Origin of the sequence: Acidovorax sp. DW039 (genome assembly GCF_037101375.1) — a bacterium.
Taxonomy (GTDB): domain Bacteria; phylum Pseudomonadota; class Gammaproteobacteria; order Burkholderiales; family Burkholderiaceae_C; genus Acidovorax.
Map to the genome: position 1 here is coordinate 910,145 of NZ_AP029019.1, position 20,084 is coordinate 930,228.

Annotated in this window: 18 protein-coding genes; 9 read left to right on the forward strand and 9 right to left on the reverse strand. The window is 63.3% G+C overall.

Annotated features, from left to right (window positions below; genetic code table 11):
- Positions 1-148: 148 nt before the first annotated feature.
- The 4 genes from AACH87_RS04130 to AACH87_RS04145 form a co-directional block, all read right to left on the reverse strand.
- Positions 149-1,411 (reverse strand): M48 family metallopeptidase, encoded by a 1,263-nt coding sequence (locus AACH87_RS04130; protein ID WP_338797467.1) that lies wholly within the window; start codon positions 1,409-1,411, stop codon positions 149-151.
- A gap of 6 nt (positions 1,412-1,417) precedes the next feature.
- Positions 1,418-2,692 carry a YjgN family protein gene (locus AACH87_RS04135; RefSeq protein ID WP_338797468.1) on the reverse strand — a complete coding sequence of 425 codons (1,275 nt, stop codon included), beginning with the start codon at positions 2,690-2,692 and terminating at the stop codon, positions 1,418-1,420.
- Between the two features lie 161 nt (positions 2,693-2,853).
- Positions 2,854-3,654, reverse strand: a complete 801-nt coding sequence (locus tag AACH87_RS04140) for an rRNA pseudouridine synthase (RefSeq protein ID WP_338797469.1) — start codon at positions 3,652-3,654, stop codon at positions 2,854-2,856.
- Positions 3,655-3,743: 89 nt separating this feature from the next.
- Entirely contained in the window at positions 3,744-5,420 is a 1,677-nt protein-coding gene (locus AACH87_RS04145; RefSeq protein ID WP_338797470.1) for an MBL fold metallo-hydrolase, read from the reverse strand.
- 239 nt (positions 5,421-5,659) lie between these two features.
- Between AACH87_RS04145 and AACH87_RS04150 the strand changes: the two genes are divergently transcribed.
- Positions 5,660-6,691, forward strand: coding sequence for a tripartite tricarboxylate transporter substrate binding protein (locus AACH87_RS04150; RefSeq protein ID WP_338797471.1), 1,032 nt, complete (start codon positions 5,660-5,662; stop codon positions 6,689-6,691).
- Positions 6,692-6,829: 138 nt separating this feature from the next.
- On the opposite strand, the gene AACH87_RS04155 is transcribed toward AACH87_RS04150, so the two are convergent.
- Together AACH87_RS04155 and AACH87_RS04160 are read right to left on the reverse strand one after the other, a co-directional pair.
- Complete coding sequence (locus AACH87_RS04155; RefSeq protein WP_338797472.1) at positions 6,830-7,027, reverse strand: hypothetical protein; 198 nt, start codon at positions 7,025-7,027, stop codon at positions 6,830-6,832.
- Between the two features lie 127 nt (positions 7,028-7,154).
- Complete coding sequence (locus AACH87_RS04160) at positions 7,155-7,871, reverse strand: glutathione S-transferase N-terminal domain-containing protein (protein WP_338797473.1); 717 nt, start codon at positions 7,869-7,871, stop codon at positions 7,155-7,157.
- A gap of 349 nt (positions 7,872-8,220) precedes the next feature.
- Between AACH87_RS04160 and dapF the strand changes: the two genes are divergently transcribed.
- The 4 genes from dapF (at position 8,221) to lepB (ending at position 11,758) form a co-directional block, all read left to right on the forward strand.
- Entirely contained in the window at positions 8,221-9,099 is an 879-nt protein-coding gene (gene dapF / locus AACH87_RS04165) for a diaminopimelate epimerase (protein ID WP_338797474.1), read from the forward strand.
- Positions 9,096-9,791 (forward strand): DUF484 family protein, encoded by a 696-nt coding sequence (locus AACH87_RS04170; protein WP_338797476.1) that lies wholly within the window; start codon positions 9,096-9,098, stop codon positions 9,789-9,791. Before dapF ends, AACH87_RS04170 begins: the two co-directional genes overlap by 4 nt.
- A gap of 168 nt (positions 9,792-9,959) precedes the next feature.
- Positions 9,960-10,931, forward strand: a complete 972-nt coding sequence (locus AACH87_RS04175) for a tyrosine-type recombinase/integrase (protein ID WP_338797477.1) — start codon at positions 9,960-9,962, stop codon at positions 10,929-10,931.
- 161 nt (positions 10,932-11,092) lie between these two features.
- Positions 11,093-11,758 (forward strand): signal peptidase I, encoded by a 666-nt coding sequence (gene lepB / locus AACH87_RS04180; RefSeq protein WP_338797478.1) that lies wholly within the window; start codon positions 11,093-11,095, stop codon positions 11,756-11,758.
- A 48-nt stretch (positions 11,759-11,806) separates the two neighbouring features.
- On the opposite strand, the gene AACH87_RS04185 is transcribed toward lepB, so the two are convergent.
- The 3 genes from AACH87_RS04185 to AACH87_RS04195 form a co-directional block, all read right to left on the reverse strand.
- Positions 11,807-12,355 (reverse strand): DUF2799 domain-containing protein, encoded by a 549-nt coding sequence (locus AACH87_RS04185; protein ID WP_338797479.1) that lies wholly within the window; start codon positions 12,353-12,355, stop codon positions 11,807-11,809.
- A gap of 67 nt (positions 12,356-12,422) precedes the next feature.
- Positions 12,423-14,000 carry a methyl-accepting chemotaxis protein gene (locus AACH87_RS04190; protein WP_338797480.1) on the reverse strand — a complete coding sequence of 526 codons (1,578 nt, stop codon included), beginning with the start codon at positions 13,998-14,000 and terminating at the stop codon, positions 12,423-12,425.
- A gap of 94 nt (positions 14,001-14,094) precedes the next feature.
- Positions 14,095-14,610, reverse strand: coding sequence for a chemotaxis protein CheW (locus tag AACH87_RS04195; RefSeq protein ID WP_338797481.1), 516 nt, complete (start codon positions 14,608-14,610; stop codon positions 14,095-14,097).
- Positions 14,611-14,760: 150 nt separating this feature from the next.
- On the opposite strand from AACH87_RS04195, the gene AACH87_RS04200 reads away from it, so the two are divergent.
- From AACH87_RS04200 to AACH87_RS04215, 4 genes are all read left to right on the forward strand, one after another.
- Positions 14,761-16,020, forward strand: coding sequence for a class I SAM-dependent methyltransferase (locus AACH87_RS04200; protein ID WP_338797482.1), 1,260 nt, complete (start codon positions 14,761-14,763; stop codon positions 16,018-16,020).
- 179 nt (positions 16,021-16,199) lie between these two features.
- The gene (locus tag AACH87_RS04205) at positions 16,200-17,291 is read left to right on the forward strand and encodes a GTP-binding protein (RefSeq protein WP_338797483.1); all 1,092 of its coding nucleotides are present in this window, start codon (positions 16,200-16,202) and stop codon (positions 17,289-17,291) included.
- A 189-nt stretch (positions 17,292-17,480) separates the two neighbouring features.
- Entirely contained in the window at positions 17,481-18,245 is a 765-nt protein-coding gene (gene dksA, locus AACH87_RS04210) for an RNA polymerase-binding protein DksA (protein ID WP_338797484.1), read from the forward strand.
- Between the two features lie 48 nt (positions 18,246-18,293).
- The gene (locus tag AACH87_RS04215; RefSeq protein WP_338797486.1) at positions 18,294-20,078 is read left to right on the forward strand and encodes an STAS domain-containing protein; all 1,785 of its coding nucleotides are present in this window, start codon (positions 18,294-18,296) and stop codon (positions 20,076-20,078) included.
- The last annotated feature ends 6 nt before the right edge of the window (positions 20,079-20,084 follow it).

The following is a 20,084-nucleotide window of genomic DNA, read 5'->3' on the forward strand; positions in this document are numbered from 1 at the left end:
CCAGCCCGTTTTGTTTTGATGGGTCGCAGCGCAGCGCCTTGGACCAGACCTCCTTGGTCATGAGATCACCGTTCGAGGGGAGCTTGTCGAAACCGGGGCATCGCTTCGACTGGCTCGGCGTGAACAGCTCATGTCGGCTCAGGCTCGATCAATCACGCGGGCAGTGCGGTGCATGCCCCTGTTCCAGTTCGGTGGCGCGGCGTTCCGTATCGGGGTGGGTGGACAGCCAGTCCCACGCAGGCCGTGCTGCCTTCTGCGCTGCCTTGTCTGTGGACGGTGCAGAGGCTTTGGGGCTCGGTGCGCCTTCTGCGGGCTCCGCGCTTTCGCTGGCGGAGGAAGAAGGTTTTTGGGCTTTGCCGGGCTTCTTTGCCTCGTCTTCGTCGTGCGACGTGTCACGCACAATGGCCAGCAGCAGCTGGCCCATGGGCGCGGTGGGCAGGGCGGCTTGCCCCATCAGTGCGATGGCGTAGCAGTCGGCCTCGCGCTCGTGGTTTCGGCTGTAGGCGCGGCTGGTGAGCAGGGTGGCGCCGGTAGACACCACGCCAGAGACATCGCCCAGCGCCAGGCCCAGGCCGAGGTTCAGTACCCCTTGTTCCACCACCATGCGCATGCCGTGGCGGTGCACCACATGGCCGATTTCATGGGCCAGCACGCCAATCAGGGCGTCGTCGCTCATGCCCTTTTCTGCGGCCAGTTTTACGATGGCATCTGTCATCACCACCTTGCCGCCGGGCAAGGCGAAGGCGTTGGCAGGCATGCCCGAGCGGAACTCCAGCTTCAGCTGCGGCTGGTAAGACGGGTACCGCTTGGGCGCAGCGGAAGTGTGCGCCACCAGCGCATCAAACCGCGCAGCGAGTTGCGCCTGGCGTTCGGCAGGCAGTTTGCTGGGTTTGAGAAAGCCACCGTCCAGCTGGCTCAGCACGTTGTCAGACATGCTGGTTTCCCAGCCGATGGGCACAAAGCGCGTGAGCTGCGCTGCCGCCCAGGGCGTGCCATACCGGTAGAACAGCCCCAGGCCCACAGCCGAGATCACCAGCGCGCCCACCAGCAGGGGCCAGCGCGTCTGCATGCGCTGGGCCACCCCAGGCCGTGCCCCGGCCGCAGCCCAGGCACGGTACCAGTCGGCCACGGCGTCAATCTCCAGGCTGCCGCGTTCGCGCAGGTCGACCACCACGCGGGGCTGGGGGCGGCGTTCGCTCCACGCCTCGGGCCACCCTACCTGCGGGTAGGTGAACACGATGGGCTCTGCGCCTGGGCCTGAAGAATCGGACAAGGGGTGCAGCAGCAGCGAAGGCCCCTTGGGATCGGGCCTGAGCACCACCAGCACGGGGCGTGGCTTGCTGCTCAGCCCGTCAAACCAGCGGGCTGAAAGCATGTGGGCCGCAGCGCCTGTGTCGGGTGGTGTGGTCATGAGCGGTCAGCCGATCAGGTCCAGGCCAGCGGCATCTGCCAGGGCATCGCCCAGGCCGCCTTCTTGCTGGCGCGTGAGCACGCCCGCCACCTGATCCACGCCGCCCTTGATGTGCAGGGTGACGGATTCGAGCTTCATGCGGTATTCGCTCACCCGCGCAAAGGGGCGGTAAAAGCCCAGTGTCAGCAGCGTCAGCGCCATGTTCTTCAGGCGCAGGCGCACAAAGCGGCCAGCGCGCAGGTTGCATTTGAAGCGGGCGATCTGGCTCACGCCAATGTTGTTCCACAGCAGCTGGAACATGCGTGCTTCGCGGTAGGCGCGCGCCGGAGCCGAGGCCAGGAACAGCAGGAAAAAGAACCCGATGAATCCCAGGATCACGATGGCGATGATCCAGAGAATGTTGCCTTTGGCACCGCCCTGGCCCATGACCAGCATGGCAATGGAGCTGGTGGCAACCGCTGTGATCACCAGCCAGATCAGCAGTGCGCACAGCAGGAAAACCGCCACCGTGGCCAGCCACACCTTCACAAAATCCATGTACACCGGCTTCCACCGCCCGTGCTCTGTGCCCAGACGGGCACGCAGCACCAGCAGGCTCTTGTAGTTGTATTCGAGCCGGATGAAGCACAGCACGGAGAGGATCAGCCCCAGCACCAGCAGGCCGCCCATGGCAGGCGTGAACTCGGGGCGGGGGCGGGCTTCGCCTTTGACGGCGGGTTCGTCCAGCAGCTGGGCCAGCTCGGGTGACAGAAACTGCATGCCGAAGAACACGGCAATCCACACCAGCGCCAGCGCAAACACGGGCCAGCTGGCCAGGTACACCTCTTTCCAGCTGGCGGCAAACTGCAGCCGCAGGCCGCGCCAGCGTGTGGCGCCCAGCCGAAAGCGCATGGCACTGGCCCAGATATAGGGCGACAGCGCGGCACCGCCCAGCAGCATCAGTGCCACGGCCAGGTCTTGCCCGGTGTTGGCGGCCAGCTTGTAGGCAATGGAGAGCAGCACCAGCAGCACAAACCCCACCACCATCTTGCGCTGCTGCGCGGTGAATTCGAGCGGGCTGTTGGCCACCATGCTGTGGCCGTAGAAATACATGGCGGTGCGCCGCCGTGCCCAGGGTGTGTAGAAGCCCAGCGTGACGATGCCCAGCAGCACGTTCACGATCCACACCCGGAAGTACTCACCGCCGCTGCCGGTGAACTCCATCGGATAGGCCTCGATGTTTTGCGACATGAAGACAGACGGCTGCTCGGACACGGCAGCGTCTTTGGTTTTCTGGTTCATTCACTCCCTCCTTGGTTCGGCGCAGTTTAGCAGCGGCGCCCAGAAGGTGAACTCAGGTAAAAACCTTGTTTGCGCCCATATTTCAAGCGCTAGCAGCTATGGTTTTGATAGCCGTGCGGCAAGGGCCATCTGCCCTTGCAAGGGCATCACTGCCGAGCCGGTCAGAATTTCTCCCACGGCTGCAGGTAGCGCCACTGGCCCTCGGGCACCTTGGCCAAAGGCACCCGGCCGATGCGGATGCGCTTGATGCCCACCACCCGCAGGCCCACGGCCTCACACATGGCGGGGATTTGCCCGGGGCGGATGCCCTTCAAGGCAAAGCGCAGCTTGGTTTCGTTTTGCCAGCTCACCTTGATGGGGGGTAGCGGGCGGCCGTTGAACGACAGGCCGTGGCACAGACGCTGCAGGCCGTTGGGGGCGATCTCGCCCGTCACTTCCACAATGCATTCCTGCTCCAGCGCTTCGATGTCTTCGGCCAGCTTGCGCGCGATGCGCTTGTCCTGCGTGTAGACCACCAGCCCGGTCGCCTCGCTGGGCAGGGGGGTGAAGCATTCGAGCTGCCTGAAGTGTCGCTGCAGCACGCGGATGTCGCTGGCGTCTTCCGGCAGGTGCGATGCGGCACTGAGCAAATCTGTGGCTTGGGGGGCACCCTGGCTGCGGCTGGCGTGGGCGTTTCCATTGCCATGGCCGCCTTGCGCTGGCAGGCCCAGGCCCGCTTCGTATCCGGCGGGCTTGTGCAGCAGCAGCGTTACAGGGGTGAGGGCGAGCAGGCTGGCGTCCGGGGCCACGGTCACGGTCTGGTCCGGGCGCACGCGCGCGCCGGGCGCTTCCTGCACCTGGCCGTCCACGCTCACGAAGCCGCCCTCGATGAATTGCTCAGCAGTGCTGCGGGAGCAGTTCAGTTGTTCGGCCACGCGTTTGGCCAGGCGGATGTGGTTGGGGTCAGGGTGGGGGGCAGTCATGGAAGGCAAGGCGCGTTGTTCTTGTTGAAAGGGGACTTGAAAGGGAGGCGTGAAAGGGGTGCAGACCGCGGCCATGCCCGGTCTTCGGTTCAGGTGTTGCCGGGCGGCAGGGCGCGGATGCGCTCCACATGCGCCAGCAGCGACCGCTGGGCCACGGGCCACATGCGCGGCGGCACATCGTCGTAGGCATGGCGCACCCAGTCTTCCATCGTGCCATGGGGCAAGGCCTGCATGGCGGCCAGCACCTTGGCCTCGCGGGCCAGTCGGTGGGCCTTGAGGTGGGCGATGGCACCCCGCGCATTGTCCAGCACATAGCCGTGGGCGGGCAGGATGAACTCGATGCCATGCTCGGCGCACAGGGTATCGAGCCGGTTCAGCGAATCCAGGTAGTCGGCCATGTTGCCGTCGGGCGGGTCAATCACCGTGGTGCTGCCGTTGAGGATGTGGTCGCCGCTGAACAGCAACCCGTCTTCCAGCAGGATGAAGCACACATGGTTGGCCGCGTGGCCCGGGGTGTACACCACCTGCAGGGTATGGGTGATTTCGCCTTCTAGCGCACGCCCAGTCAGCGCAAGCAGCTCATTATTTTGTAGCATCCTGTCGGGCGTGAACTGGCTGGCTACCCGTGCTGTGGGGGCAGAGGGCAGCCCCAGAATCGGCGGCTTGCCGTGGCCTGAGCGTTCGCACAGGGCTTGCAGGGGCGCCGCGCCGGGCGAGTGGTCGGGGTGCGAATGCGTGCACACGATCATGCGGATGTCGCCACCCGCCGCGCGCCAGAGCTTTTCCAGGTGGTCCAGGTCGGCCGGGCCGGGGTCGATGGCGATGTAGCCCGTGCCGGGCTCGCCCACCAGATAGCTGTTGGTGCCGGGCCCCGTCATCACGCCCGAGTTGGGCGCGGTAAGGCGCTGCACGTTCTTGAGCAAGGGTACGGGGCGCTCGCTCTGCCAGTCCAGCGGGTGGACCATCTGCCCATGCGGGCACACCAGGGCCAGCTCGCCAAAAGGCGCATCCCCCTCCATGTAGCGGGCTTCCTTGCCGCCCAGCAGGCCCGCACGGGGGCAGCTGGTCCACAGGGGCTGCTCATGCGCCAGCGCGGCCAGCACGGCGGCGGTGTTGCCAAACCGGGTGAGCCGCTGCAGCGTGCGAATGGTGGGGAAGATCATGAAGAACTGCCCCGCCTCGTGCCTTGCCAGCGCGTCTGCCGGGCGCACCCACACGGGCTCAAACTGTTCCGCCTCGTCGGCCACGGGCTCTTGCCCGTCAGGCATGCGTGCCACGAGGAAGGGCACGGCGAACCGCTTGGGCAGATCGCGGTCCGTGGTCCAGTAGGCCAGCTGGTACACGCTGTCTGCCGCCAGCCGCAGGCCCTGCGCGGCGCACTGGGTGGCAAAGGGGGCATGGCGGTCCAGCGCGGCAATGTCACTGGCATCGGCTATCTGCCCAGCGCGGGGGCCGTCGGCATGGCGGGCCAGCAGCACGCCCAGCTCTTCAAAGCTCTCGCGGATGGCGGCGATAGCCTCGGTCAGGTGTTCGTCGCTTTGCGTGGGGCGGCGGTCAGCCACCGGGTGGGCCTGAGCGTCGGCGGCCTCGATGCCGCCTCCGGGAAAGACATATGCGCCCGGGGCAAAGCTGGCTTTGCCCGAGCGGCGGGTCATGAGAACTTCCAGAGCGCCGTCAGGCGCATCACGCAGCAACAGCACGGTGGCTGCTGCCAAGGGGCGCACGGGCTCGCGGGCGGGGTGCAGGTGCTGGCTGATGCGGGGCATGGGTGCTTATCGGTGTCTGTGGCCTTTCGCCCCATCGTACCCGTTAGTCTGTAATCAGTGGGCTGTGGGTGGCAGTCACATAGGTGCAGCAAGAGGATCGTCTACAGGCTCTCGCAAGTTGTGTAGTGCATGTGTGGTGCACGGCGGTAGAGATGTTTTGGCAATAAACACAAGCGCCTCGCATATGAGTGAACTTTGACAATCACCTTCATGTTGATAGTTTGTCGAAAGGTGTTTTCATGTTTTCTTTAGTGGGTCGAAATGGGCGAGTGCTTTGGCGTGTTGCCGCCTGGGTGGGTGGTTTAGGCTTGAGCTTGGTGCAGTCGGCGCATGCCCAGCCTCAGAGCGGTAACAAGGTGGACTGGCCGACGCAGCCCGTGACGTTCATCATGGGTTTTCCGGCTGGCTCGGGGATTGATGTAGTGGGACGCGCTTTGCAGGAGCCCTTGGGCAAACTCCTCGGGCAGCCCGTAGTAATTGACTACAAGAGTGGCGCCGCAGGCAATATTGCTTCAGAGTATGTTGCCCGGGCTAAACCCGACGGCTATACCTTGGTCTTCGGCACTGCGGCCACCCATGGCAGCAATGCAGCCCTGTACAAGAAACTGTCCTTCGATGTGGAGGCAGACTTTGTGCCTGTTGCTCCCATCATTGATGTTTCCAACGTCTTGATGATCAATCCCGATGTGATCCCCGCGAAGAGCATCCAGGAGTTTGTGGAACTGGTGAAGGCACATCCTGGCAAATACGCTTTTGCTTCCACGGGCCATGGGGCTGGCACCCACATGGCCTTTGCAGAATTCAATGCCAGAACGGGGCTTGATATGCTGCACGTGCCTTACAAGGGTGGCCCCGAGGCCATTACCTCTGTTTTGAGGGGGGAGACCTGCTGCATCATGAACCAGGTGCAGACCGCCTTGGCCCATTACAAGGCGGGCAAGGTGCGGTTGCTGGGGGTGACCACGGCCAAACGTGTGCCTGCCGTCAGCGAGGTGCCCACCATTGCCGAAAGTGGCGTCGCTGGCACCAAAGGCTTTGACAGTTCCATCTGGTTCGGCCTGTTTGCCCCCAAAGGAACGGACTCGCGCGTGGTGACACGTTTGAACACCGCGATTCGCAGTGTGCTGGAGTCCTCAGAAGTACGTTCCAGGCTGGAGCAGGCTGGCAACACGGTTCGTCTGGAAAACCCCGAACAGTTCAAGGCCACGGTCCATGCCAATCGCATCAAATGGGCTGAAGTGGTGAAAGCAGCCAACATCGTGATCGAGTAGGGCAGGGCTGGAGCAGAGATCCTCTGAGGGCGGGCGCACACTGTGGTGACTCACCTGCCCATCCCTGCTCCTGGCAGGAGAGCTTGCCAAGCCGGTAGCGGTACAGCCTCCGAGAGGTGGGTTGCTGGCTGCGCCCGCTCAGCGCAACGCACGCAGCTGCTGCAGCCGTTGCAGCACGGCGTCAATCACCGTGTTGGCACCTTGCAAGTCACAACTCCACAGCATCTCCAGCAACTCGATCAGCGCGATCGGGCTGCATTCCTGCAACGCTGCCTGCGAGGCAGCCTGGAGGTTGCTGGCCTCCAGATCGTTCAAAACATCCACCGTCAAACTCATGGGGCACTCCCTGTTTTTCTGGGTGCCATCGTAGGCGCAAGGCCGGCCAGCCTAGGCCTTGCGGGCATGATCAAAATCAAATGCGGGCCAAAAAGCGGTGGTGTCGGCAAGTGCTTTGAACGGGTTCTCAGGCTCTGGGGGGCACGTTCAGCCCCTTGATCACCGCAGGGCGAGCCACAAAGGCGGCCAGCACACGCTGCACTTCTGCAAAAGCGTCAAAGCCCACCAGTTCACCCGCTTCGTAAAAGCCCACCAGATTCCGCACCCAAGGCCAGATGGCGATATCGGCAATCGTGTAGGTGTCACCCATGATCCACTGGCGGCCTGCCATGCGCTGGTTGAGCACACCGAGCAGACGCTTGGACTCGGCCACATAGCGATCCCGGGGGCGTTTGTCCTCGTAATCTTTGCCAGCAAATTTGTGGAAGAAGCCGAGCTGCCCAAACATGGGGCCAACCCCGCCCATCTGGAACATGACCCATTGCAGGGTTTTGTAGCGGCCCGCTGCATCCCGCGGCAGCAGGCGGCCTGCCTTTTCTGCCAGGTAGACAAGGATGGCGCCTGACTCGAACAGCGCCAGCGGGTGGCCCCCCGGGCCGTTGGGGTCCAGGATGGCGGGAATCTTGTTGTTGGGGTTGAGGGACAGGAACTCAGGCGACATCTGGTCATTGCGCTCAAAGCTCACCAGGTGGGCTTCATAGGGGAGTCCCAACTCCTCCAGCGCGATCGAGACTTTGACGCCGTTGGGCGTGGGCAGCGAGTACAGCTGGATGCGGTCAGGGTGCTGCGCAGGCCATTTGCGGGTGATGGGAAAGCTGGACAGATCGGGTAGCGATGCAGACATGGGGCTCCTTGGGGCGGTGGAAGAAAGCAATGCCAATGTGCCCCCAAGCCTAAACCGGTGAGCCAACCGCAGTGGTGGCAGGGCTATAAACGGCTCGTACGGCCCCCTTGGGTCCTTTGCATAAATCACCGCGCCGTGTGCGTCTGCAGTCTGTGGCGGTATGCGGCGTTGCAAATACTCGCAATAGCTACGGCTCCTGCTGCGTCAATTTTCTCAGTCAAGCGCCTTGCACCACCGGGATCGCCTGCGACAGAGCGCCTGGCCACGGCCGCTTCGCGGGTGGGTGTTTGCCGTTCTTGTGGCCTAGGCGCGTGGTGCTGCATGGCCGGGCAGCGACGATAATCCGGGCATGCAGATTCGCTTTACCAAAATGCAGGGCGCAGGCAACGACTTTGTCGTGCTGGACGAAACCCAGGGCCGCCTGGGTCTTACGACTGCGCACTACCGCTACCTGGCCGACCGCCACTTTGGCGTGGGGGCCGATCAGATCCTCACCGTGCGTCCCTCGCCCGCCGAGGGGATTGATTTTGAGTACGTGATCCACAACGCTGACGGTGGCGAAGTGGAGCAGTGCGGCAACGGCTCGCGCTGCTTTGCGCGCTACGTGCGCGACAAGGGCCTGACGGACAAGGACACCATCCGGGTGCAAACGCTCAGCGGGGTCATTGCGCCCCGCCTCACGCCCGATGGGCGGGTGGCGGTGGACATGGGCCGCCCGGTGCTGGAGCCCGCGCGGGTGCCGTTCGACACTGCGGGACTGGAGCCTGTGGCGCAAGGTGCTGGGCAAAAATGGCCGCTAGCGCTGGATGTACCAGCGCAGCCAGCTACGGTTTTTGTAGCGGTGGTGTCCATGGGCAATCCGCATGCGGTGCAGTTGGTCGACGATGTGGATACGGCCCCGGTGGCCATCTGGGGCCCGTTGGTGGAGCGGCATGTGCGCTTTCCGCAGCGGGTGAATGCGGGCTTCATGCAGGTGGTAAGCCGCACCCATGTGCGCCTGCGCGTGTTCGAGCGTGGCACGGGCGAGACGCTGGCCTGCGGCACGGGTGCATGCGCTGCCGTGGCGGCTGGCATCCGCCTGGGGCTGCTCGACAACGAAGTGCATGTGGACATGCGCGGTGGCCGCCTCACGATTGCCTGGAGCGGTCAGGAGACCGACACCCTGTACATGACCGGCCCGGCCACCACCGTGTTTGAAGGCCAGATCGATATTCCGGACACCCTATGAGCACTACCCACATTCCCCCGATCACCGAAGAAGATATCGCCAACTTTCTGACCAACACCCCCGGCTTCTTCGAGCGCCATGCCGAGGTGCTGGCCAGCGTGCAGATCACCAGCCCCCACGGGCACCGTGCCGTGAGCCTGCAGGAGCGCCAGGCCGAGATGCTGCGCGAGAAGATCAAGGGGCTGGAGCACCGCATCATGGACATGGTGCGCAACAGCAATGACAACACCGCCATTGCGGCCAAGGTGCACCAATGGACCAGCGCCCTGCTGCGCGTAAAGGACCCGTTTGACCTGCCCGAGGCCGTGGTCAGCGGCATTCGCACCCTGTTTGATGTGCCCCAGGCCACGGTGCGGGTGTGGACGGTGGCGGGCCCCTACATCGACGCTGATTTCACCCAGGGAGCGAGCGAGGATGCGCGTGCGTTTGCCTCGTCGCTGACCATGCCGTTTTGCGGCCCCAACCTGGGCTTTGAGCCTGCGGGCTGGCTGGCGCAGGACGCCGGTGGCGAGCCCGCCCAGTCGCTGGCCCTGCTGCCGCTGCGCGAAGGCGCCATCGACAGCGCCACGCCTGCGTTTGGCCTGCTGGTGCTGGGCTCGCCCGATCCGCAGCGCTTTGATGCGACCATGGGCACGGAATTCCTTTCGCGCATTGCAGAGCTGGCGAGTGCGGCGCTGGTGCGGTTGAAGTGAAGCCCCCCCTGAGCCGCTGCGCGTCTTCCCCCCCCGAGGGGGGGACGCCACCCCTGGCCCGGCAAAGCCGGCTCCACGGTGGCACTGGCCTTGCGCTGCGCCAGTGGCGGCGGCCTTGTGCCTTGGCGTGCGCCGCAGTCACGGCTCTCTTCACAGCGGGTTGAGTCCATGGCCGAGGTGCCTTCGTCCGTACCCTTGCCCACCGATCCGCACGTACTGCGCTATCTGGAGCATGTGCGGGTGGAAAAGCGGCTTGCGGCGCGCACGGTCACGCTCTACACCCTGGATCTTGAAAAGCTCGCGCAGTTGGCTGCGGGTGTGAACACACCGATGCTGCAGCTCACCAGCGCGCACATTCGCCGCTTTGTGGCGCAGATGCACAGCGGTGGGCGCAGCGGGCGGGGGATTGCACTCATCCTCTCTGGCTGGCGCGGGTTCTACACCTGGGCGGGGCGGCAGGGGCTGGTGGCGCACAACCCGGTGCAGGATGTGCGCGCACCCAAGGCGCCCAAGCCTTTGCCCAAAGCGCTGGGCGTGGATGATGCCGTGCGTCTGGCAGACTATGAAAACACTGCAGCCGACCCCTGGCTCGAAGCCCGGGACGCTGCCATCGTCGAGCTGTTGTATGGCTGTGGCCTGCGCGTGGGAGAGCTGGTGGGGCTGGACGCGGAGCCCAGCGCCGAGGCGCAGCGTGAAGGCCGTGGCTGGATTGACCTGCAGGCCGGCGAGGCCCATGTTTTTGGCAAGGGCAGCAAGCGCCGCAGCGTGCCCGTGGGGCGAGCTGCAGTGCAGGCTCTGAAAAACTGGCTGGCCCTGCGCATTCAGCCCTTTGGTGCCAGCGGGGCGCTGGATGCCGCCCTGTTTGTGGGCCAGCGCGGCAAGCGGCTGACGGCCCAGTCGGTGTGGTTGCGCCTGCGCCAGCGCAGCCAGCAGGCGGGGCTGACGACACCGGTGCATCCGCACATGCTGCGCCACTCATTTGCCAGCCATGTGCTGCAATCCAGCAGCGACTTGCGTGCCGTGCAGGAGTTGCTGGGGCACGCCAACATCACCACCACGCAGGTGTACACCAGGCTGGATTTTCAGCACTTGGCCAAGGTGTACGACGCGGCGCACCCGCGGGCGCGCAAGAAGAGCTGACATCCCGCACGGGCTGCGCAACCGGTGCAGACCTTTCTCAACTGCTGGGCATGCATGGTGTGGCCCGGGGGCAGAGGCTCTCTCGCTCCGAGTCCGGAACTTGTAGCGGGAGCGATGCTCCCAGTCATCACGCCAACAGCCCGCCGGGTGAGGAGAGCTTTGTGAAAAACTGGTTCCGCAAGCAGCGCTATTTCCTGCTCATGCTGCTGTGTTTTGGTTTCTTTCGTACTGCCATTGCAGACTGGAACCCGATTCCCTCAGGCTCCATGCGTCCGACCCTGCTGGAAGGCGACGTGGTCTTTGTGAACCGGCTGGCTTACGACTTCAAGCTCCCGCTCACTGACATCGTGCTGCTGCCGCTGGGAGAACCCCAGCGCGGTGACGTCGTGACGTTCAGTTCTCCCCAGGATGGCACCCGTCTCATCAAGCGCATCGCTGCCGTGCCGGGAGACCGGGTGGAGATGCGCAACGAAGTGCTCTACATCAACGGCCAAGCAGCTGACTACCAGGCCCCCGAGGACGTGCGCGAAGCACTGGGCATGGGGGCAGAGGTAGACGCCACCCGCTGGACTGAGCGCCTGCAGGGCCACGAGCGCCGGGTGCAGTGGCTGCACGGCGTGCCTGCACGAAGCACCTTCGGCCCGCTGGATGTTCCCCCCGGGCAGTACCTGATGCTGGGCGACAACCGGGACAACAGCGTGGATTCGCGCTACATCGGCCTGGTGCCACGCCATTTGCTGATCGGTCAGGCCCGCAGGGTGCTGGTGTCTGCGGACATTCTGGGCAACTGGGCGCCAAGGCTGGGGCGCACCGGGCAGGCGCTCTAACGGGTTTTGGTGCTGCGAGTGGCACAGAGTCCAGCGCTAGCAGCTGCCTCAGCGTGGGGCCATGCTCTCCTGATCGGCCAGCAGGCGTCGCAGCCGCGACTGCTCAAAGTCCAGGTAGCGGAGGCGGTCGCGGGTTTCGCGGCGTTGCTGATCGCTCAGGCCTTTGTCCTGCAGGCGCTTTTCCAGTCGGCGGATTTCGCTGTCGTTGCTGCTGATGGACTGTCGTGTGCGGTACACCTCTAGCCCCGCGTTCAACGCCATGGAGAACGCACCTTCGTTCATGCGCCCGCGGCAGGCGTCCTGCTTGCCGGTATTGCCCCGCGTGCCTTCACGCCAGCCGCTGTAGGGTGTGCAGAAGCGGGGAATGCCTGCCTCCCACCCCGCGCGGTAGCGGGCCGCATCAGGCCGCACGCCCACTTTGGCGCAGTCTTCGGTGTAGTCAGCAAGCTGGGTGCGCGGGGGCTCGCCGTTGGCACCGTCGTCCAGCCCCACCTGGTACCAGTCGGCCACCTTGCATTGTTCGGGAGTCATGCTGGCGCAACCAGCAAGCGCGAGGGCTGCGCTTGCCAGCAGCCAGTGGGCTGAGAGTTTTTTCATGCGCCAAATCCTAGCGGCCCATTCGCATCGTGACCAGCTTTGTTTGGCACTGGAAGCGCTGGAGCAATCAGGCGCTGTGCAAACGCAGGTTCTGTGCGCTGGCCGATGGGAGCTTGAAATTGGAGACTGTCTCAACAAGGCCGCGGGCTTGCGCGTTCAGTCCAGCCGCTGCCGCAGCCATTTGCTCCACCAAGGCGGCGTTTTGCTGGGTGGCCTGGTCCATTTGTGCGACCGCCACATTCACCTGGTCCACACCCTGGCTTTGCTCGGAGCTGGCAGCGCTGATCTCGCCCACCACATCGGTAACGCGCTGGATGGCCCCCACCACTTCGCTCATGGTCTGACCGGCGCGGTCTACCAGTGCGGTGCCTGCCTCCACCCGTTCTACGCTGGTGCCGATCAGCTGCTTGATCTCGCGGGCCGCCTCGGCCGAGCGTCCGGCCAGGTTGCGCACCTCGCTGGCCACCACGGCAAAGCCTCGGCCTTGTTCACCGGCGCGTGCGGCTTCCACCGCGGCGTTCAGCGCCAGGATGTTGGTCTGGAAGGCAATGGCATCGATCACGCCAATGATGTCCGAAATCTTTTTGCTGCTTTCGTTGATGCCCCGCATGGTGTTGACGACCTCGGCCACCACCTGACCGCCCTGGGCTGCCACTGCCGATGCGCTTTGCGCCATCTGGTTGGCCTGACGGGAGTTGTCGGCGTTCATGCGCACGGTGGAGTTCAACTCCTCCATCGAAGCCGCCGTTTCCTGCAGCGCGCTGGCTTGCCGCTCGGTGCGGGCAGACAGATCGTCGTTGCCCTGCGCGATCTCGCCAGACGCAGCAGAAACGCTGGCTGCGCCCTGGTGCACCGCCCCGACCAGCGTGACCAGGGAGGCCTGCATGCTCTTGAAACCATGCAGCAGCTGCGCGGTTTCATTGGTGCCCCGGGCCTCAATGTGCTGGGTCAGGTCGCCTTGGGCAATGGCCTTGGAAAAGGCTACCGCCTTGCGTAAAGGCTGGGAGACGGAGCGGATGACCAGATAGCCGAAACCGATGGCCAGGCCGATGCTGATGACCAGCGAGGTGATCATGGCAAAGACCATGGAGTGGTAAAGCGAGTCTGAGCGTTCGTACTCGGCTTTGGCGATGTCCAGTTGCACTTGCACCAGCTTGCCCAACACATCTTGCAGCGGGTCCAGTGCGGGGTACATGCTTTTGGCGGCGTAGGTGGTCAGCGCGGGAATGTCTGCCGCTTTCAGAATGCGCTCCAGTTCTGCGACCGAGGCGTCTGCCGTGGCTTGTGTATTGCGAAAGCGGGCCACCAGTTGCACCTCTTCATCCACCAGCTCGGTGGCCAGGTAGGCCTTCCACTGGGCTTCAATCTCCTTGCGCGCCTCTGCAACAGATTGCAGACCTTGGCTTGGCGTCATGGCGCCGTCGCGCACCTTGTGGGCGGTGTCCACAATGTTGATGGCGTACGCATCCGAGACCAGCTTGATCTGCTTGAGGGGCACGACCCGGTCCTGGTACACCGTGTTGAGGCCCTGATTGGCGCGCTGCATGCCGAGCAGCCCGGCAGTGCCGATCAGCGCGGTCAGGAGACACAACGCCGCCAGCAGCACGGCAAGGCGGGTGGAGATTCGGATGTTGTCGAGGTTCATGGCTGTACCTTTTGTTCCGAGTGCCAACGCAGCAGTCCCGAAAACCCAAGCAAGTTGGGTGCCACCGGGGTTGCGTAGCCTCAGGGATGGGGGGTCAATGCACCGCTTCACTGCTTTCTGCAGTCAGCGAATCTTTCAGGAATTTCTCGATGTCCAGCAGGATCAGCATGCGATCGTCCACCGAACCGATGGCCAGCAGGTGTTCTGGGTCAAAGTTGGAATCGAGGGCCGGAACAGGACGCAGCTGCGATGGCTCCAGCGTCAGCACGTCTGACACGCCATCCACCACCAGGCCCACCACGCGCGAGCCAATGTTCAGCACGATGACGACGGTGAGGTGGTTGTACTGAACGCCGCTGAGGCCCAGTTTGATGCGCAGGTCAATGATGGGAACGATGACGCCACGCAGGTTGACCACGCCCTTGAGGTGCTCGGGTGCGTTGGCGATGGTGGTGGGCTTCTCGTAGGAGCGGATTTCCTGCACGCGCAGGATGTCCACACCGTATTCCTCGTTGGCAATCTTGAAGGCCAGGAACTCACGGATCTGCGTGAGGGCCCCGGCGCCGCCGGTGGAGGTATTGGTATGGGATGCGGCGGCTGCGTTGATCATGACGGGCTCCGGTGAAATGATAAAAAGTGTTAGAAATTTTATCTCCCATCTTTGTTAAATGTCAAATATGAAAAATATGATTTTCAATGTGTGGATTGAGAAGGGTTCTGGTGGCCTGTGGGTGAGGGGACTCCCGGCACAATTCAGGGCATGAAAACCATTCGACTCAAGCAGGGCAAGGAGCGCTCGCTCCAGCGCCGTCATCCGTGGATCTTTGAATCGGCCATTGCCAAGGGCGGAGGTGACAGCGGCGAGACCGTGCGGGTGGAGTCGCATGAAGGGCAGTTTTTGGCGTGGGCCGCGTTCAGCCCGCAATCGCGCATCCGCGCCCGGGTGTGGAGCTTTGACGAAAAGCAGCGCATTGATGCTCCGTTTTTCATAGCTGCTTGCGCTCGCGCCATAAGCGCCAGAGCCCGTTTTGACATCAAGAGCGATGGTGTGCGACTGGTGCACGGCGAATCGGACGGGCTGCCCGGGCTGATCGTGGACCGCTATGGCGACACGCTGGTGGCCCAGTTCACCAGCGCAGGCACCGAACGCTGGAAGGCCGTGCTGGCCGATGCGCTGCTCAAGGAGACGGGGCTGAGCAAGCTGTATGAGCGGTCTGACGCCAGTGTCCGGTCTCTGGAAGGGCTGGAGCCCGCCACCGGCTGGCTGCGTGGCGGCCCTGTGGTTAATCAGGCCGGGCAGCCGGAGCCACCGGTGGAGCTGACCATTTACGAACATGACTGGCGGCTGACCCTCAACATTGCCGAAGGGCACAAGACCGGCTTTTACCTGGACCAGCGCGACAGCCGCAAACGGTTTGCGGATTACGTGCAGCGGCTGAACCTGCGCAAGGTGCTCAACTGCTTTTGCTACACCGGTGGCTTCAGCGTGGCTGCCCTGTGGGGCATGCAGGCCGCGCAGCGGGCGGCGGACAAAGGGGCAGGGGAGCAAGGCGGCGGGATGGTCACGTCCATCGATTCGTCCGGCCCCGCGCTGGACAGAGCCCGAGCCCATGTTCAGCTCAATGGCTTTGACATGGAGCAGGCGCGGTTTCTGGACGCGGACGTGAATGCTTCGCTGCGCCAGTTCCTGAAAGACGGCGTGCGCTTTGACGCCATCGTGCTCGATCCGCCCAAGTTTGCGCCCACTGCGGCGCATGCTGAACGGGCGGCCCGGGCCTATAAAGACATCAACCGTCTGGCGCTGCAACTGCTGGAGCCGGGCGGCGTGCTGTTCACCTTCTCGTGTTCAGGGGGCATCAGCGCAGACCTGTTCCACAAGATCGTGGCCTCTGCCGGGGCTGATGCGGGTGTGGACGGCTACATCAGTGAACGCTTGCAGGGTGCACCTGACCACCCCATGACACTGGAGTTTCCTGAAGGGGAATACCTCAAGGGGCTGGTGGTGATGCGCAAGGCCTGAACAAGGTCTGAGAGGAGCTGAAAAGGCGGGCGCACTTTTTTTGCGTCAGTGTTGCGTGGCGAGGGGCTTGACACGATCGCTACACTGGAAAAAACCGGTTTCCACCCTGATCTTCAGGCTCGGTCACGCAACGGGCGGGATATGTATCTCCGCCCTATTTCCATCTGAAAGAGATTTCCATGGCACTCATTCCTGTCACCATCCTCACCGGCTTCCTGGGCTCGGGCAAGACGACCTTGCTCAAACGGGTTCTGAACGAAGCCCACGGCCAGAAGATCGCTGTGATCGAGAACGAATTCGGCGAAGAGAACATCGACAACGACATCCTCGTGACCGAGTCGAAAGAGCAGATCGTGCAGATGAGCAACGGCTGCATCTGCTGCACCATTCGCGAAGACCTGCGCGAAACCCTCCAGTTGCTGGCTGCCAAGAAACGCAAGGGCCTGCTGGACTTTGACCGCATCGTGATCGAGACCACCGGCCTGGCAGACCCCGGCCCGGTGGCGCAGACCTTCTTCATGGACGAGGAGATTGCGGAAACCTATCTCATCGACTCCATCATCACCCTGGTGGATGCCAAGCATGCCCCCCAGCAGCTCAATGACCGCCAGGAGGCCCGTCGGCAGGTGGGCTTTGCCGATCAGATCTTTCTGTCCAAGACGGATCTGGTCAGTGTCGCCGAGGTGGATGCATTGATTCACCGCCTCAAGCACATGAACCCCCGCGCGCCCATCAAGGCTGTGCATTTTGGCGAAGTGCCGCTGAAGGAGGTGCTGGACCTGCGGGGGTTCAACCTGAACGCCAAGCTGGATATCGACCCGGACTTCCTGAAGGACGAAGACCACAGCCATTGCGACCACGATCATGGCCACTGTGAGCACGACCATGGTCACGAACATCATGATCACGCGCATGGCGAAGAGTGCAACCACCCCTCACACCAGCACGGCCATGGGCATCACCACCATCACGACGATGATGTGAAGAGCTTTGTCTACCGCAGCGACCGTCCTTTTGATCCAGCCAAGCTGGAAGACTTCCTGGGTGCCATCGTCAACATTTATGGCCCCCGCATGCTGCGCTACAAAGGGGTCTTGAACATGAAAGGGACTGAGCGTAAGGTGATCTTCCAGGGCGTGCACCAGCTCATGGGCAGCGATCTGGGGCCGCAGTGGGCTGAGGGCGAGGCTCGCGTGAGCAAGATGGTGTTCATCGGCATTGACCTGCCGCAGGACATCTTCCGCCAGGGGCTTGACCAGAGTCTGGTCTGAGGGGTGCGGTGGATGCAGCGCATCCTTAACCCTTTGTGAACTACATGGGGTGTGTTGTATCCGCAACGTTTCTGTTTGCGGCGGCCCAGGTCGATACAATCGCGCCCCGGTAAAACCCCGGAAGGCTTGCCATCCGCCCCCGGCCGCAGCTGCAGCCAGGGCCTGCCCGTACAGCGAGGAGACCAGGAAGTGAAAGCCGAAACCAGCAAATCCAAGGCGGTGTCCAAGGCGCCAGCAACGGCGGCAAAAGCCCCTGCTGCGTCTGCTCCAGCCAAAGCCTCCAAGGCTGCTGCAGCTTCCGCCCCCCCGGCTGCCGCGCCCGCTTCACCTGCGGTGGCGGATTCGCAGGTTCCGCAGCGTGCCACCCGGCCTTCTTCGCGTTTGGCCCAATTGACCGTACCATCCATGGCGCAGACAGTGGCTTCCACTGCAGCCAAAGCCAGTTACCAAAACACCATGTCCACGACCGCGCAAGTGCTCCCCTCTTTCACCGCTGCCAAAAAAGACCCCAAGCTCGCCAACAACTGGAAGACCAAGTCTGCCGAGGAGTTGACCGACGCTGAAGTGTTGGCCATGCCTGACAGCGAGTACATGAACGACAAGCAAATGGCGTTTTTCCGTCTGAAGCTGGTGCAGCTCAAGCAGGACATTCACAACAGTGCTGGCGAGACCACGGAACATTTGCGTGAGGACACCGTGGTGGTGCCCGATCCGGCAGACCGTGCCACCATCGAGGAAGAGCATGCTCTGGAGCTGCGCACGCGTGACCGCGAACGCAAGCTGCTCAAGAAGATCGAGCAGTCCATTGCGCGCATTGACGCTGGTGACTACGGCTATTGCGACGAGACGGGCGAGCCCATCGGCGTGGGACGCCTGATTGCACGCCCGACAGCGACCCTGTCGCTGGAAGCGCAGCAGCGCCGCGAGCTCAAGCAGAAGATGTTCGGGGACTGATCCCCGGATGATGCTGTTTGCCCCTCCCGTCACAGTGATTGCATTCCCATGAGCAAGGAAGAGACCCCGCCAGCTGAAGGACTCCTGTCCAAGATGGTGCGGTTTGTGCGCAACCCCACTGTCCAGTGGACTGAGCTGGACTCTTTGCAAGACGACAAGGAGAGCCAATACAGCAAGCAGATGCTCAAGGAGATGATTGAGCGCAAGCGGCGCAACGACTTTGTGCGCCGCCGGGAGTTTGATCAACTGCGCAAACTGCGCAAGCGCGAGGCCCTGCATGGCCAGCGCACCGAAGACCCCACCAATCGTCCGTCGTTCTTCCAGAGCAGCATGGCATCGCCCGACGAGCGCGCTGTGACGCTCAAGAAGATTGATGAAATCGAAGCGCAGATGTCGCAGCAGTGGTGGAAGAGCAAGCAGTCCGACAGCGGCCCCACCATGCCCAGCGATCTGGCTTCGGTTCCCGCCTCGGTGCCAGCGTCTGCGGCAGCGCATGGGCCCGATACGGAGGCCGCTGCGGATGCGCGTGCATTTGCGCCCACGGCGCCCGTCAGCTTGGCAGCCCCGCTGTCACCCGCCAGCCCCGTCGCCCCCTTGTTTGCCGATGACAGCATGAAGGTGGGTGGTTTTGGCGCGACGGATGCCAGGCTGCATGCTGACACCGTTCCTGCCGAGCCGGCATTCAGCCAGACGGTACCCGGCATCGTGCCTTCCCCTGCCCCTGCGGCGGCCCCGGTGGCTGCCTTGGAGAAATTTGTGCACGAACCCGACTTGGAAGAGGCGGCCATTCGCTTTGCCAATGGCGACTACGAAGGCGCTGAGTCCGGCTTGCTGGAGGTGCTCCAGCAGCACCGCCAGGATGATCCCGAGCAGCAATTCGACCTCTGGATGACCCTGTTTGACCTGTACCGGGCCACGGGTCAGCACGATCGCTTTGATGCGTTGGCCATTGATTTTGCTGCGCAGTACAGCCGTTCGGCTCCGTTGTGGTTCTCGCTGCCAGAGCAGTTGGGTCTGGCAGCGGCAGCCTCTGAAGTGGCTGAAGGTCCCGCGCGGCGCGACTTCAGCTGGAGCGCGCCCCAGCGTCTGGCGGTGTCCTCCGTGGCGGCGTTGCAGGCTTCGGTGGAACGCGCTGCCTCGCCCTGGACACTGTCCTGGACGCGCATCAGCAGCATTGACGATGCTGCGGTGCCTTTGCTGGCCGACCTGTTTACCAAGTGGGCCGACAAGAAGGGCCAGTTTGTTTTCTCGGGCGTAGATCGTCTGAACACGCTGATGGAGGTCATGACGCAGTCGGGTGACCGTGCGTCGGGTCCTGAATGGTGGCGCCTTCGCATGTCGGCCTTGCGTCTGATGGGGCGCCTGGACGAATTCGAGCTGGTGGCGTTGGACTATTGCGTGACTTACGAGGTTTCACCGCCTTCCTGGATCGCACCTCAGTGCGGCTATTCGGGGGACGATCCCGCAGCTTCGGCAGAGCAGGCAAAGCCCAACGAGCGTGACATGCTCGCCTCGGATTTTGGGGATCTTTCCTTGCCCATGCCTCTAGATGCAGGGCCTGTGGTCGCTCTCAGCGGTGTCATCGAGGGGGATGCCACACCGATGCTTGAGCCGTTTCAAGCCATGATGCGCCAAGGTGTCCCGCTGCCTGTGTCCTGCGACAAGCTCATGCGGATTGATTTTGCGGCGGCAGGCTCTGTGCTGAACTGGGCTGCCGAGCAGCAGGCGCAGGGGCATGTGGTGCATTTCCAGAACCTGCATCGCCTGATTGCCGTGTTCTTCAATGTGATTGGCGTCAACGAGCACGCCTGGGTCATTCCGCGCAAGAACTGATCGAGG

What these genes read in the sequence shown, in the direction of transcription:
- AACH87_RS04130 (WP_338797467.1), bottom strand. Translation starts at nt 1,411, where the DNA reads ATGACCACACCACCCGACACAGGCGCTGCGGCCCACATGCTTTCAGCC.
- AACH87_RS04135 (WP_338797468.1), bottom strand. Translation starts at nt 2,692, where the DNA reads ATGAACCAGAAAACCAAAGACGCTGCCGTGTCCGAGCAGCCGTCTGTC.
- AACH87_RS04140 (WP_338797469.1), bottom strand. Translation starts at nt 3,654, where the DNA reads ATGACTGCCCCCCACCCTGACCCCAACCACATCCGCCTGGCCAAACGC.
- AACH87_RS04145 (WP_338797470.1), bottom strand. Translation starts at nt 5,420, where the DNA reads ATGCCCCGCATCAGCCAGCACCTGCACCCCGCCCGCGAGCCCGTGCGC.
- AACH87_RS04150 (WP_338797471.1), top strand. Translation starts at nt 5,660, where the DNA reads ATGTTTTCTTTAGTGGGTCGAAATGGGCGAGTGCTTTGGCGTGTTGCC.
- AACH87_RS04155 (WP_338797472.1), bottom strand. Translation starts at nt 7,027, where the DNA reads ATGAGTTTGACGGTGGATGTTTTGAACGATCTGGAGGCCAGCAACCTC.
- AACH87_RS04160 (WP_338797473.1), bottom strand. Translation starts at nt 7,871, where the DNA reads ATGTCTGCATCGCTACCCGATCTGTCCAGCTTTCCCATCACCCGCAAA.
- dapF (WP_338797474.1), top strand. Translation starts at nt 8,221, where the DNA reads ATGCAGATTCGCTTTACCAAAATGCAGGGCGCAGGCAACGACTTTGTC.
- AACH87_RS04170 (WP_338797476.1), top strand. Translation starts at nt 9,096, where the DNA reads ATGAGCACTACCCACATTCCCCCGATCACCGAAGAAGATATCGCCAAC.
- AACH87_RS04175 (WP_338797477.1), top strand. Translation starts at nt 9,960, where the DNA reads ATGGCCGAGGTGCCTTCGTCCGTACCCTTGCCCACCGATCCGCACGTA.
- AACH87_RS04185 (WP_338797479.1), bottom strand. Translation starts at nt 12,355, where the DNA reads ATGAAAAAACTCTCAGCCCACTGGCTGCTGGCAAGCGCAGCCCTCGCG.
- AACH87_RS04190 (WP_338797480.1), bottom strand. Translation starts at nt 14,000, where the DNA reads ATGAACCTCGACAACATCCGAATCTCCACCCGCCTTGCCGTGCTGCTG.
- AACH87_RS04195 (WP_338797481.1), bottom strand. Translation starts at nt 14,610, where the DNA reads ATGATCAACGCAGCCGCCGCATCCCATACCAATACCTCCACCGGCGGC.
- AACH87_RS04200 (WP_338797482.1), top strand. Translation starts at nt 14,761, where the DNA reads ATGAAAACCATTCGACTCAAGCAGGGCAAGGAGCGCTCGCTCCAGCGC.
- AACH87_RS04205 (WP_338797483.1), top strand. Translation starts at nt 16,200, where the DNA reads ATGGCACTCATTCCTGTCACCATCCTCACCGGCTTCCTGGGCTCGGGC.
- AACH87_RS04215 (WP_338797486.1), top strand. Translation starts at nt 18,294, where the DNA reads ATGAGCAAGGAAGAGACCCCGCCAGCTGAAGGACTCCTGTCCAAGATG.